12 protein-coding genes are annotated in these 13792 nt (G+C 63.2%); 4 read left to right on the top strand and 8 right to left on the bottom strand.

Features of this window, described 5'->3' with window-relative positions; all coding sequences use genetic code 11:
- Positions 1-56 precede the first annotated feature (56 nt).
- Together ABTV87_RS03275 and ABTV87_RS03270 are read left to right on the top strand one after the other, a co-directional pair.
- A complete protein-coding gene (locus ABTV87_RS03275) occupies positions 57-503 on the top strand; it encodes a TadE/TadG family type IV pilus assembly protein (RefSeq protein ID WP_085609192.1) in 447 nt (148 codons plus the stop codon).
- Positions 500-3247: an ATP-binding protein gene (locus ABTV87_RS03270; RefSeq protein ID WP_433898986.1), complete on the top strand. Its 2748-nt coding sequence runs from the start codon at positions 500-502 to the stop codon at positions 3245-3247. Before ABTV87_RS03275 ends, ABTV87_RS03270 begins: the two co-directional genes overlap by 4 nt.
- On the opposite strand, the gene ABTV87_RS03265 is transcribed toward ABTV87_RS03270, so the two are convergent.
- The 5 genes from ABTV87_RS03265 to ABTV87_RS03245 all read right to left on the bottom strand — a co-directional run bounded on the left by ABTV87_RS03265 (position 3244) and on the right by ABTV87_RS03245 (position 7678).
- Positions 3244-5241, bottom strand: coding sequence for a pilus assembly protein TadG-related protein (locus tag ABTV87_RS03265; protein ID WP_433898985.1), 1998 nt, complete (start codon positions 5239-5241; stop codon positions 3244-3246). The two genes, ABTV87_RS03270 and ABTV87_RS03265, sit on opposite strands and share 4 nt — an antisense overlap.
- Positions 5242-5387: 146 nt before the next feature.
- A complete protein-coding gene (locus tag ABTV87_RS03260) occupies positions 5388-5945 on the bottom strand; it encodes a DUF4136 domain-containing protein (RefSeq protein ID WP_007951006.1) in 558 nt (185 codons plus the stop codon).
- Positions 5946-5999: 54 nt separating this feature from the next.
- Positions 6000-6614, bottom strand: a complete 615-nt coding sequence (locus ABTV87_RS03255; protein WP_433898984.1) for a DUF4136 domain-containing protein — start codon at positions 6612-6614, stop codon at positions 6000-6002.
- Positions 6615-6626: 12 nt separating this feature from the next.
- A complete protein-coding gene (locus ABTV87_RS03250) occupies positions 6627-7376 on the bottom strand; it encodes a methyltransferase (protein ID WP_221534663.1) in 750 nt (249 codons plus the stop codon).
- Positions 7376-7678 (bottom strand): MazG-like family protein, encoded by a 303-nt coding sequence (locus ABTV87_RS03245; protein ID WP_007951009.1) that lies wholly within the window; start codon positions 7676-7678, stop codon positions 7376-7378. The genes ABTV87_RS03250 and ABTV87_RS03245 overlap by 1 nt, the downstream gene beginning before the upstream one ends.
- A 143-nt stretch (positions 7679-7821) precedes the next feature.
- On the opposite strand from ABTV87_RS03245, the gene ABTV87_RS03240 reads away from it, so the two are divergent.
- Both ABTV87_RS03240 and ABTV87_RS03235 read left to right on the top strand, forming a co-directional pair.
- Positions 7822-8115 carry a hypothetical protein gene (locus tag ABTV87_RS03240; RefSeq protein WP_007951010.1) on the top strand — a complete coding sequence of 98 codons (294 nt, stop codon included), beginning with the start codon at positions 7822-7824 and terminating at the stop codon, positions 8113-8115.
- Positions 8116-8152: 37 nt separating this feature from the next.
- Complete coding sequence (locus tag ABTV87_RS03235; protein ID WP_433898983.1) at positions 8153-9502, top strand: MATE family efflux transporter; 1350 nt, start codon at positions 8153-8155, stop codon at positions 9500-9502.
- Between the two features lie 9 nt (positions 9503-9511).
- Here ABTV87_RS03235 and ABTV87_RS03230 read toward each other — a convergent pair whose 3' ends face one another.
- From ABTV87_RS03230 to speA, 3 genes are all read right to left on the bottom strand, one after another.
- The gene (locus ABTV87_RS03230; RefSeq protein WP_433898982.1) at positions 9512-10306 is read right to left on the bottom strand and encodes a DUF4123 domain-containing protein; all 795 of its coding nucleotides are present in this window, start codon (positions 10304-10306) and stop codon (positions 9512-9514) included.
- Entirely contained in the window at positions 10303-11634 is a 1332-nt protein-coding gene (locus ABTV87_RS03225) for a type VI secretion system Vgr family protein (protein ID WP_433898981.1), read from the bottom strand. The genes ABTV87_RS03230 and ABTV87_RS03225 overlap by 4 nt, the downstream gene beginning before the upstream one ends.
- A 232-nt stretch (positions 11635-11866) precedes the next feature.
- Entirely contained in the window at positions 11867-13780 is a 1914-nt protein-coding gene (gene speA, locus ABTV87_RS03220; protein ID WP_011332271.1) for an arginine decarboxylase, read from the bottom strand.
- Positions 13781-13792 lie beyond the last annotated feature (12 nt).

Below are 13792 nucleotides of genomic sequence, written 5' to 3'. Positions count from 1 at the left end.
TTTGCTGAATGATTCTATGCTGATACTACGCATTGACTGTCAGGGTAGACGCACGGATGAAAACCGGCTCTCGGAAGGCGCAAAAAGGTGCGGTGGCGATCGAGTTCGCCCTGGTGTTCGTGATCTTTTTCGCGGTGTTTTATGGCCTGGTCAGCTACAGCCTGCCGTTCGTGCTGATGCAGACGTTCAACCAGGTCACCGCCGAAGCCATCCGCCGCGCCGTGGCGGTCGATCCCGCGATTCCCAACTATTCCAGCGTGCTGGTCAGCACCGCGAATACCGCGTTGACCCAGCAATTGTCGGTGCTGCCGTCGTCGCTGAACGTGGTGGTCGGCACGGATACGACAACGGTCTACGACCCGACTCAGGGCACGCTCACCGTCAGCGTCAATTACCCGGTGAGCAAACTCAATCGGGTCATCCCGTTTCTGGTGTTGCCGGGCATCGGCGCTGTCCCCAGCCTGCCCACCAACCTGACCGCCATTTCGAGCCTTAAATTTTGACTCCGGGTGACAACCTGCTCGGCCGCCTGCTCAAGCGAAGCATGGTCGCCAGCGATTTGCCGGACGTGCTCGGCACCCCGCTGACGGGCCTGCACATCCACCTCGACAACGACGGCGGCGTATTGCAAATGGCCGGCCCGCTGCGCTTGCTGCTGGCGCAACAGACGCCCCGTGACAAACCGTTGCCGTTGCACGACTACCTGCTGGCACACAGCACGCTGGCCATCGAGGGCCGGCCGCAGGACTGGCAAGGCCAACTGCTGGACCTGGACTTCCCCGGCCTGGGCGACCAGACCTTGCACCTGCGCGGCTGGGTCCAGCCGCTGGGCGATGGCTGGCTGCTGCAACTGATCGACATCGCCGACCTGTTGTCTGAACGCCAGCAAGCGCATCAGCGCGAGGCGTGCCACATGCTCGCCGAGCAGATCAGCAAACAGGTGCGCAGCTGCAGCCTGGGCCGGTTACCGATGCTTGTCAGCGAACAATTGCAGGTGATCGCCCAGCGCTGGCAGATCCCGTGCCTGGCGCTCGCCCTGCTCGATGAACAGGAACAAGGCTGGCAGATCCATCAACAATTCCACGCTCATGACGCCCCGGCGCTGTGGCACGACGGCCAGCGTCTGGGCACGCCGCTCGACAGTCTCAACGGCACCGGCCCGCAACGTTTGGGTGAGCATTACGGCCAGTATGAACACTCGCGGGTTCAGGGCCTGTTCGGCAATGCCGAAGGCTTCGCCGTGCCTTATAGCGATGATCGAGGCGTGATGGCGTGGCTGCTCTGCGGTTTTTACGCGGTGGACAAGACCGCGCCGTATCTGACCGACCGCGACTGGCTGATGCTGGCGGGCGCACTGGCCGGCCCACTGCTCGGGCGCTTGCGCGAACAACAGCATCAACTGCAACTGGAACGGCTGGAGTCGTTGCAGACGCTGCTCGGCACAGGCTGGTGGGAAATCAGCAGTAGCGAGCAGATTCAACTGGCCCCTACGCTGGCCGCCACGCTGCAACAGGACAGCTCGACGCTGACGCTCGACACCTGGCTGACGCTGATCCATCCCGCCGATCGCGAAGAAGTCCGCAGCCGCCTGCAAGCCCTGCAACTGCACGGGGAAATTCTCGACCTGTGCGTGCGCCTGCATGCTCGCGACGCCAGCCAGACGCCGGCGTGGTATCGCCTTCAGGGGCAAGTCACCGGCACCGGCGAGCATCGGCGGCTGGTGGGGTTCATGCTCGACATCAGCGACATCAAGAACCAGCAGCAACTGGCCGCCGCCGCCCATGCGCGGCTGGACAACCTGATCGCCAGTTCGCCGGCGGTGATTTACGTCCAGCACTACGTCGAAGGCGCCTTGCTGCCGGCGTTTTTCAGCGCCAGCCTGCAACCGCTGCTGGGCTGGAGCCTGGAGGACTGTGACGCCAGTGCGCTGGCAGAGCGGATTCACCCGGATGACCGTGCCCTGTATTTCGAGCGCACCCGGCAACTGCTGCGCGAAGGCTCGGTGCGCGCCCGCTATCGCCTGCGCGACAATCGCGGCGATTACCACTGGCTGCTCGACGAAGCCCGGCTGTTGCGCAATGACCTCGGCCTGCCGGTGGAGGCCGTCGGTTTGTGGCTGGACGTTACCGAAGCGACGCTGGCCGCCGAGCAGGTCAGACAGAGCGAGGAACGCTACCGGATTCTGGTGGAGGACTCGCCGGCGATGATCTGCCGCTATCGCCCGGACCTGATCCTGACGTTCGGCAACCGGCCGCTGGCGACCTATCTGGAATGCGCTCCCGAAGACCTGGCCGGGGTCGATCTGGGCAGCTGGATGTCCGACGTTCAGCGCGCGGCCTTCGTTGAGCGCCTGGCGCAGTTGACCCCGCAATCTCCTGTCAGCACCGCCGAAATCAACCTGCAATTGCCGGGGCGCGAACATGCGTGGTGGGTGTGGTCGGATCGCGGCGTGTTCGATGAGCACGGCAAACTGATCGAAGTCCAAGCCGTTGGCCGCGACAACACGGAAGTCCGCCGCTCCCAGCAGCAACTCACGCAAAGCGCAAAAATGGCCACCCTTGGCGAAATGGCCACCGGCCTGGCCCACGAAATCAATCAGCCGCTGAACGTCATGCGCATGGCCATCGTCAACGTGCAGAAGCGCCTGAGCAACGGCGATGTGCAGATCGATTACCTGACCGACAAACTCAATCGCATCGACGCTCAGGTGCAGCGCGCCGCGAAAGTGGTGGACCACATGCGGGTGTTCGGTCGCCGCTCGGAAATCGAGCAGCAGCTGTTCAACCCGGCCAGCGCCATCGAAGGCACGCTGTCGCTGCTGGCCGAAGGCATGCGCGGCAAAGGCGTGGATTTGCGCATCAGTGAAACCGCGTTCGAGGTTCAGGTGCGCGGGTACGTCGATCAGCTTGAACAGGTGTTGATCAACCTGATGGTCAACGCCCGGGATGCGCTGCTCGGCAAACGCGAGTCCGACTCGGCGTTCAAGCCGTGGATTTCGATCTACGCCGAGCGCGACGAGCAGAAGGTGCGGCTGTGGGTCGAGGACAACGGCGGCGGTATTGACCCGCGGCTGCTGGAGCGGATTTTCGAACCGTTCTTCACCACCAAACCGATAGGCGTCGGCACCGGTCTGGGGTTGTCGGTGAGTTACGGGATCATCGAGAACATGGGCGGCCACTTGAGCGTGCGCAACTCGGCGGACGGTGCACGGTTCTGCATCGAACTGCCGATCGCCCCCGACGACTAGATCACCAGATACGCCTTGCCGGTCTGACCACAGGTCATGTTGGCGCCGACGTCGACGTCCATGAGATTGATCCCCAGCCCCTTGAGCAAATTGTTGAGCAGCGGATCCAGCAGCGGGCTCACCAGGTTGGTGATCAGCGGTTGCAGGATCGTCGTGACATCGCTGATCAGGCTGGCGACGCCGGTGACGATCGCCCCCAGCGGGTTGCTGCCCTGGGGTTTGTAGACGATCAGATTGATCCCGGCGAGTGTGCTTGCCAGGCTGCTGACGATATTGGTTGAGGGCGCGGCGGCAATCACGCTCGGCGGCAGTTTCAGGTTGGGCGGTGTGGCGAACGGTGTACCACTGGAAAACACCAGATTCTGGGTGTTCTGCGCCACGCTGGTGTTGACCATGATCGCGATGCCGCCGGCGCCGTATGGCACGTGAGTGCTCGGGTCACAGCTGCCGATCCCCAGAATCTTGTGGCAGGTCACCGTGCCCAGGTCCACCAGCGGCAAGGGTGTGACGGTGGGTTCGGCGGCAGATGAAAAAGCGTTGGTCGGGTCGATCTTGCCCAGCTTGAGATCGGCAATCGAGGTGATGGTGCGGGCCGTCAGGCTTTTGGTACCGGTGTTGCCGGTCGGGCAACTGTAGTCGGTGACGTAACTGATGGCGCCGCCGGCATCCAGACTGATGTCGATTTGCGGCGAGGGCAACAGCTTCGGGTCCAGTTGTTCACAACCGGCACCGAGCAGGCAACCGACCGAGTTCAATGTGGCGACCAGATTGAGGCTCAACAGCGCATTGAGCGTCGGCGTCAGCGTGCCAACCAACCCTAGTACCGCATTGGCCAGCCCGGTCACCCCGGACAACACCGGCAGATTTACCGAAAGCAGCGTGCGAATCTGCGCAGTGCGCACATAAATCCGGTTTGGCCCGGTGGGGTTGGCCTTGGCCAGCGCCGGATCGCCAATCGCTGAAAACTGCGGCGGCTCGATGACCTTGACCCGCACTGTGACATTCGCCAGCCCCAGCACGCTGATCGGCAAGGTCGCGGCCACCGCGCTCTTGCTGTTGGCCAGTTGAATCACGCCCTGGACCAGTTGCAGCAACTGCAGATTGGCATCCAGCCCGGCGGCCGTGGTGCCGGTCTGCAATTGCAGAATTTCGCCGAGCTTGACCGGCGCGGCATTGATCGCCGCCACTTGCAACTGGCCCAGCGCGGTGATCACTTCAGCGGTGGCGCCATTGAGCTGCACCGCCGTAATCGCGGCCTGGATCAATTGGGTCACCGTGGCCTGGGTATTGAGCAGTTGGGTGTAATTGCCGGCGGCCACGTTAAGGTTGATCGCCAGTTGATTCAGGTAGCTGAGTAGATTGATGTCGGTATTGAGCAGGCCGTTCCAGCCCAGGGCCGTCAGGTTGACGCTGCCCCCGAGCAGCCCGGAAAACAGCGGATTGAGGATGTTCGATTGGGCGGTGTTGATGCTGGCCAGGTTACTGCGGATGTTCAATTGCGCGACGGTCGGCTTGGGTTTGGCCGCCACCGCCGAAGCATAAAGTACCGTGTTGAGATTGACCGGTGTGCCACTGAACAACGCCTGCACGCCACCGGCAAAACTGGTTGTGACGGTACGATTGGCCGCGACCTTGACCGCCTCTGATTGCGTTGCGTCCACCGTAAACGTGCGCAGGCCGGTAGCGGCTGTCGCCAACTTTCCGCAATCGATCACAAGAACGTTGGTGGCGTTGGCAACAAAGCCGTTGCGCGTCGCACTTTGCCCCGCGTAACTGGCGGCGGTGAGGCCCGGCAGGCAATTGCCGCCACGGCTGACGGCTTCGAGGGCGGCGGTGTCCACCAGGCGCTGCAGTTTGCGTTGTTCCATGTACAGGCGGCCGCTGTCCACGACCAGCAGCATCAACACCAGCGCCAGGCTGAGGGTGGCGGCCGCCATCAGGCCGATGGCCCCGCGCTGCCGGGCTGGCCCGCCGCACTGCGGATGACGCGACATGGCGCACTCCTTTGCCGGCGCACTGCCGGGCGCAACCTCCATTGGTGGATTTGAGTGTAGACGCGCTGCACCGACACTGCTGGCAACGCGCCAGTTTCACCCGCCCATAAAAAAGGGAGCCATAGGCTCCCGTTTTTTGTACAGGCTCAGCGCGGAGGGTAATTCGACAGGATCCGCGCCACCGTCTCGCGGATGGCATTGCTGCGATCCGCCGGGTTCGGCGTGCGGCTGAGCATCTGTTCGTCGCTGCCGCGCCACACCAGTTTGCCGTCCTTGCCGTCGAGCAGATCGACCTGAATGGTCGCCACCTTGTAGGTGATATTGCGGGTCTCGTTGTACATGGGCGCGCCCCAGTAACCGTTCCACGGGCCACCCCAACCGCCGCCGTAGTTGGTGGTCACCTGTTGCTGACGATCCTCGACGATCAGGTAGGTCTGCACAAACAGATCGCCTCGGGCACCCGAAGCGGCCGGGCGCAGACCACGCTGATCCAGTTGGTCGGCAACAGCCTGGCGGATGCGTTGTTCGGTCAGGTCGCTCTTGATCCGTGGATCGTCTGGGCGGTATTGCAGGGCGGGGTCTTTCCAGCTCCAGCTGCGGTACGCGGCAAAGTCGCGGCTGGCGTCGAAGTCATGATTGACCTGGTTGGCGGCGCAGGCACTGAGCAGTGCGGCCACGGCCAGTAAAGCGAGACGGCGGAACATGGTTTTTCTCCGGTGGAAGACATGAACCTGAGGGAGCTTCTCAATTGCAGGAAGCTAACCGGGAGGATACGCCGACAGGGCCTTTTCGACAGCCTCGCGAATCGCATCGGTGCGATCACCTTGTTTGCCCTGGGTGCCGGTTTCGGCGCTGGCACTCCAGACCGGCTGACCACTGCCGGCGTCGAACAGATCGACCCGCACCACTACGACCTGTTCCTGATAGGTACGAACGATCGGCACCGTGTTGTACATCCCGTATCCGCGGCCGTAACGGTCATAACCACCGTATCCGCCGCCGTAATAACCGTAATCGTCCTGCACCTGACGCAGGCGGGTTTCCAGGCTCAGGTTGGCACTGACCAGCAGATCGGCCGGACGATTGTCATGCAGCGGGCGTAAACCGCGCTGGTCCAGCGCACTGCTGACGGCTTCGGCCACTTGCGCCGAATCCGCCCAGGCCGTGCCCGGCGGCAGCTGACCGTTGAGCCACGCCCAACTGCGATAGCGCCCGTAATCACGAGGGGGCGCGGGATAAGCGCTGCGGTCGAAGGTGGTCGCCGCTTGCGGGGGCGCCGGCGGCAATGGTCGCGACTGCGCCACGTAAGGGTTGCTGCCCTGGCAGGCGGCCACCCCCAGACAGATCAGCAGTAACCCTGAATGACCTTTCATATCTCGCTCCGATCAGATCGGCCGGCAGATCCAGTGCAAGTAGCGCCCAAGCCCGGCGAAGCTTGGGTGACGACGGTGGGCGAGCTCCATCTCGAGCAAATCAATCAACTCGGCGCGGGCCTGGAATTCCACCGGCATGTAATCGTGGAAAACCCGCACCCCGCTCTGGGTTTCGACCTGCCACAACCCGGCGAGTTGCGTCGCCAGTTCCCGTGGATCGAGTGGCTGCTGCGGGGTCAGGCTCTGCTTTTCGCCGGCCATGTCGTTCTTGCGCATTTTCTTGAAATGGCCTTTGAGCAGGTTCCGGTAAATCAGCGCATCGCGGTTGTAGAACGCCAGCGACAGCCAGCCGCCGGGCTTGGTCAACTGATGCAGCACCGGCAGGATCGCGTGGGGTTCGGCCAGCCATTCCAGCACCGCATGGCACAGCACCAGATCGTAGGGTTCGGTGAGCTGGCCGAGCAGTTCCTGCCAGGGTGCCTGAATGAACGTCGCGGTTTGCCCGGCTTCGGCAAAGCGCTGGCGTGCGCCTTCGAGCATCGGCTCGGCCGGCTCGGTGAAGGTCACCTCGTGCCCGCGTTCGGCCAGCCACAGCGACATGTGGCCCAGGCCGCCACCGATGTCCAGCACCCGCAACGGACGATCCGGCAAGGCTTCGGCGAGGTCGGCCTGCAGCACTGCGAGGCGGATCGCGCCTTTGGCGCCGCCGTAGATTTTTTCGGCGAAGCGAGTCGCCAACTGATCGAAATGACGGTCGCTCATCAGCTGAACCGCCGTTCGCTGTCGGCGAGCTTGCTGCGCACCACTTCATTCATGTCCAGCCCCAGTTCGCTGCACAGCAGCAACAGATAGAGAACGATGTCGCCGACTTCCTGACCGGCGTGGGCGAGTTTGTCCGCCGGCAATTGGCGGGACTGGTCTTCGGTCAGCCACTGGAAGATTTCCACCAGTTCGGACATTTCCACGCTGGCGGCCATGGCCAGGTTTTTCGGGCTGTGAAATTGCCGCCAGTCATTGCGGTCGCGAATGGCGTGCAGGCGTTCGGTCAGTTCAACAAGGTTCATCGGGCTCTCCTGAAGGCGTATAGCTTCGGGGGGAAGCTGCGCGAAGGCAAGCGCCAGTCGCCCGTTAAAACCCTCTATGCTTGCAGGGAACTCGACCGCACCCGCTGCGGCCCAAGGCTCAGCTCTTTCATCAGGAAACAGACATGCAGGTAGAAAGCTTTTTCGAATGGCTGGGCCAGGCGCTCGGCTCGATCATCCGCTTCATCGTCGACGGCCTCAGCGGCCTGTTCAATCTGCTGGGCAACGCCGGGGGCAACTTTGTCGACGGGCTGTCGAAGGCGCTGGGGATGGACACGTCGATCATCAGCATCATCGCGCTGATCGTCGGCCTGATGCTGCTGTGGTCGGCAATCCGCGCGTTCATGAATGCCTCGATCATTGCCGGGATCATCTGGTTGCTGCTGGGATTGTGGCTGCTGAGCTGGATCATTCACTGACACCTCCCGCTACAATGCCGCTCCCCAAGGAGCCCGCATGTCCAACCTGATCGCCGACTGGCGCGACCGCCCGACCCATCGCCGGGTCTGGGCCCTCGCCGCCCCCATGATCCTCTCCAACATTTCCGTGCCGCTGGTGGCGTTGGTCGACAGCACCGTCATCGGGCATCTGCCCCACGCCCATCAACTGGGCGCGGTGGCGGTAGGTGCCAGCCTGTACACCTTTCTGGCCTGGGCCATGGGTTTTCTGCGCATGGGCACCACCGGCTTCGCCGCGCAGGCGGCCGGGCGCAGCGACGGTGCAGCCTTGCGGCAGATTCTGCTTCAGGGCCTGCTGCTGGCAATGGGGCTGGCGCTGCTGCTCGGCACCCTGGGCGTACCGCTGAGCGGCGTCGCGCTGCACTTCATGCAACCATCGGCAGAACTGGATCAGCTGACCCGCGACTTCTTCCACACCCGGCTGTTCGGGCTGCCGGCAGCGCTGGCCAGTTATGCGCTGGTCGGCTGGTTCCTCGGCACGCAGAACGCCCGGGCACCGCTGGCGATTCTGCTGAGCACCAACCTGATCAACATCGTGCTCAACCTGTGGTTCGTGATCGGCCTGGACTGGGGCGTGGTCGGTTCGGCGCGGGCCTCGGTGATCGCCGAATGGAGCGGCGCCCTGCTCGGCCTGTGGATGACTCGCAAGGCACTGCGCGCCTATCCCGGCCACATCGCCTGGGCCGCCCTGAAAGTCTGGCAGAGCTGGCGCCCGTTGCTGGCCGTCAATCGCGACATTTTCATCCGCAGCCTGGCCCTGCAATCGGTGTTTTTCCTGATCACCGTGCAGGGCGCGCGACTCGGCGATGCCACGGTCGCGGCCAACGCGCTGCTGCTCAACGGCCTGCTGCTGACCGCCCACGCGCTGGACGGTCTGGCCCACGCCGTCGAAGCCCTGTGCGGCCACGCCATCGGTGCCCGCGATCGTCTGGCCCTGCGCCGCTCGCTGGTGGTTGCCGGTGGCTGGTCGTTGCTGGCCAGCCTGGGCTTTGCCGCGCTGTTTCTGTTGGCCGGCCACTTGTTCATCGAAATGCAGACCGACATCCAAAGCGTGCGCGACACCGCCTTCATCTACTTGCCCTATCTGGCCGTCCTGCCGTTGATCGCGGTCTGGAGCTACTTGCTCGACGGCCTGTTCATCGGTGCCACCCGCGCCCGGGAAATGCGCAACGGCATGTTGGCGACCGTGATCCTGCTACTGCCGGTCGCCTGGGCGCTGCAAGGTCTGGGCAATCACGGCCTGTGGATATCTTTCCTGCTGTTCATGGTGCTGCGCAGCCTGACCCTCGGGGGACTGGCGTGGTGGCTGCAGCGCACCGATGACTGGTTCAACGGTGCCGCTCACTGAAGCGGCGTTTCACGACGGGGCGTTCAGCCAACGCCGACGCAACAGCTCAAGCCGCTCCCGTGGGGTCAATCCTTGCGGCAGCGGCGTCAGCTCGGCACGCGGATGCTGCAAACGCAGCCACAACCAGTCGTCCAGCAGCGCCTGCTCGCTGAACCCCAGTTCCAGGCCTTGCTCCTGAAAGGAAGACATCAGCCGATAGTCGTTCCCTGTCGCCTGACTCCAGCGCCAGACATGCTGATCCAGCAGGCAGCGGTGCAGGCGTTCGCGCTGTCGACGGGTCAGGCTTTGCTCGATCCGCAGCGGCTCCACGGCCAGCCCCGGATTGCGCAATTGCTGCCAGCCCTGACTGCCGCCGGCCAGATCGGCCCAGGTCCCGCCGAACCAGCGCAGCCACCCGATCGGCCCGAGCCAGCAGCTCAACTGCCGGGCATCACAGGCATCGAAAAAGTAGCTGGCGGTCTGGCGATTGTAGAAATTGAGCAGTGCCCGGTGATTCAGGCCGACTGACACGGTCAGCATCCGTTGCAAGTGTTCGCGCAATAACGGCGCCGAGGCCTCGCTGCCCAGCAGCAGCCCTTGCCAGGTCTGCGGGTCGGCGTGGCAAAGCGCCGACAGCGCCGGGCTGTCACGCAGGTCGATCAGCCACGGGCCCTGTTCACTGACCGGCTGGAACTCCGTACCGTCAAACAGCTTCAGGCTGTGCACACCGGCAAATCCCTGGCGTAACGTCTGCACGGCCTGTGGTGCCTGTGCGATATCCAGCAACAACCATTGAGCGCGCTGTCCGGGGGCCGCGACGCTCATCTTCCGTCGCTCGTTTTGAGCCCGGCGACCAATCGACAGCTGCACAGTGACGCCGCGCAATGCCGATAACTGCCACCGCCCGGTATCAGGCACAACAACAATAACGGCTCGGCCGCTTTCAGCCATTGAGGCAGGCCCGCGCTCGCCAGACGCTCGGGCAGTGCTGACGGTGCATCATCCTCGATGGCTTCGGTGAGTGCCGGAACCTGCAAGACGCCGCTGATCACGGGCTGCTCTGGGTCACCTTCCAGAAAGCTCACCACCACCTCCACCCCGTCCTTCAATGATGCCATCGGCGTATCGGCCAACGCCGGAGCCAGCGGCAGCCAGCAATGGCTGGGGCGGGCCCCTTCTCCCTGATAGAGCCAGTCGAACTGAACGGCCACCGGCCGCACGGCATCCGGTTGCATTTCCTCGACCGACACCACCCACGCACGTTGCGGGCTGCACATGCGCGCACCCCGGTATTCAACGGATGATCGGGGCCGCGGCAACTGGTCAGCGGCAAAGATCCGATTGCTGTAGGGCGGCTCGAGGGACTGATCGGCCCGATGCTCGATTCGGCTCACCAGCCAGTGCGCATTCGCGTCTGCCAGGGGCTGGCCGGAAATCGTCAGCCAGTGACCACTGCGCAGGGTTGGCGAATCGGAGTGCCCCTGCGCCGTGCGTGTCCGCCGCGAACCTGCTGCATGCAGGCGCGCGTGTTCGCCCAGTTGCCAGCGGCTCACATCCTCGCCCTCGCATCGCAGGTTCCCGGCGCGTGGCAGTCGAGCCGGGTCATCCCCGAACACCAGGCAATGCCCCCTGCCCCCATGTTCGAAGTGATAGTGAATGCGTGCCTGGCCGCACAACCGCTGCATCAATTCCAGATCCGACTCGCCGTACTGGGTGCAGAACGTGCGGGGCGGATAGGCGTTCTGCAAATCAAACCGGCGCCCGTTGCCACTGATGCCGTGCTCCCTGAGCACCTGATCAAGAATCTGTGGTATCGAAAGATCACTGAAGATGCGCTGGCTGTAACGCAGGCCCAGGCAGCTCAACCGAGGCCCGAGTCGCGCCCGAAACAACCGGGCACCGCGCCCCTGTTCATGCTGGACAAGACTGTGCAACTGCCCGTGAACACCATTGCCACAAGGCCCGAAACACAGGCGCGCCGAACGGTACATCAGGCCGGCAAGGTCCAGGTGCGGATCATCGACCAGCACGTCGATCTCGAATGAAAAAGGCTCGCTGATGGCTTCGCAACCCGTGAATGCCAGGACTTCAAGCGAGTCGGACAGGCCCGCTACATCGAGACGAAACGACGGCTCGTCGGCTGGATCGAACATGGGGGAATTCTCTACAGGGGGGCGGGCGGGGATTCTCGCCGAGACCCATGGCCGAGTAGAGGGCCGAACTACAAATTCGGAAATGACCTACGCGAAAAGCAGACGACGTCACTTTGCTCGCCTGGAAGCAAGCCGTTTCGCGAAGAGAAAAAGAAGCGTCTCACCTGGTTGTCTGAAACGTCCGCGGTGAGCGGAACAATTTCAGACAACCCGATGAAAGCGGAACCTGGCCTCAGGAAGACAGGTAGGAGGAGCGGGTCAGACCCAGGCGCAATGCATCGAGGAACTGGGTGCGCTCGCTGGCGCTGATGCGGGCACTGGCGCATTTGTCGCGGTAGTGGGTCATCAGCTCTTCCGGCGACAGGTGCACGTAACGCAGCATGTCTTCGATGGTGTCGTGGGTTTCAATGCCGGCGTGGTACACGCTGCCGTCGGCGTTCTGGTAGATGTTCACCGAGTCGGTGTCACCGAACAGGTTGTGCATGTCGCCGAGGATTTCCTGATAGGCGCCGACCAGGAACACGCCCAGCAGGTAGTCTTCACCTTCGTTCAGCGCATGCACCGGCAGGCTGGTCTCGATGCTCTGCTCGTCGACGTACTGGTTGATCTTGCCGTCGGAGTCGCAGGTCAGGTCTTGCAGAACGGCACGACGCAGCGGCTCTTCGTCGAGACGGTGCAGCGGGATGATCGGCAGGACCTGATCGATCGCCCAGGTGTCCGGCAGGCTCTGGAATACCGAGAAGTTGCAGATGTACTTGTCGGCCAGCTTGTCGTTGAGTTCGTCCAGCACCTGACGGTGCGAACGCTGACGCGCTTTCAGCGAGTTGTGCAGGCGACGGCACACGGCGAAGTAGCACTGCTCGGCCAGGGCTTTTTCGGCCAGGGTCAGCTTGCCGTCGGCGTACTGGGCGGCCACGTCGCTCATGTAGTGGGTGGCGCGCCAGTAGGTTTCGGTGACCATTTCGATGTCGGTCGGGCCGAGCAGGTCAACCAGCCACTGCACGGTTTCCGGCAGCGCTTCCTTGTTCTCGATCTGTGGCACGTCGTCGTTGTGCTTCTCGACGTCGGTCACCTGCACCACCAGCATCGCGTGGTGCGCGGTCAGCGAGCGGCCGCTTTCGGAGAAGATGTGCGGATGCGGCAAGGCCTGCGCGTCGCAGAACTCTTTGAGCATGCCGACCACGACACCGGCGTAGTCATCCATGTCGTAGTTGATCGAACTGGCGTTGCGCGAGTGGGTACCGTCGTAGTCGACGCCCAGGCCGCCACCGACGTCGATGTGATCGACCGGCAGACCGAGGTTGCGCAGCTCGCCGTAGTAACGGATCGCTTCCTTGAAGCCGTGCTGGTAGTCAGCGAGGTTGGCGATCTGCGAACCCATATGGAAGTGCAGCAGGCGGATGCCCTGATCCAGGCCCGCCGCGCGGAAGCGCTCGACCACGGACAGCAGTTGCGCCGCCGACAGGCCGAACTTGGATTTCTCACCACCGGTGTCCGCCCACTTCGACGATGCCAGCGACGACAGACGCACGCGCAGGCCGACCTGCGGCTTGACCTTCAGCGAGGCGGCTTCTTCGATCACCAGACCGACTTCGGATTCTTTCTCGATCACGATGAACACGTTGTGACCGAGCTTCTGGCCCATGAGCGCCAGACGGATGAACTCGCGGTCCTTGTAACCGTTGCAGACGATGGTGCCGCCCTTCGGCGCCAGCGCCAGCACCGCCAGCAGCTCAGGCTTGGAGCCGGCTTCCAGACCGATGGAAACGTTCTGGGTGGCGATGATGTTTTCGATCACCGCTTCCTGCTGGTTGACCTTGATCGGGTACAGCGCGGTGTATTTGCTCTGGTATTCCAGACGCTCGATGTTCGCATCGAAAGCGCCGGTCAGCTGACGGACGCGGTCTTGCAGGATGTCGGGGAAACGCACCAGCAGCGGCAGGGACAAGCCACTCTTGCGCAACTGGTCGACTTGTTCGAACAGATCGATAGGCGAGCTGCTCGGGCCGTTCGGACGAACTTCGACGCGACCGGCGTCATTGATCGCGAAATACCCGGCCCCCCAATGGCGAATCCCGTAAACACTGCGGCTGTCCGCAACTGTCCATTGGCTGCCATCGTCTTTGCGTGTGCGTCGTACGGACATCGAAGTCCCCTA

The sequence above is a fragment of the Pseudomonas sp. PSE1(2024) genome, from assembly GCF_050990555.1.
In the GTDB taxonomy this organism is placed as follows: Bacteria; Pseudomonadota; Gammaproteobacteria; order Pseudomonadales; family Pseudomonadaceae; genus Aquipseudomonas; species Aquipseudomonas aphyarum.
This window is presented reverse-complemented; position numbering and strand designations above follow the sequence as displayed.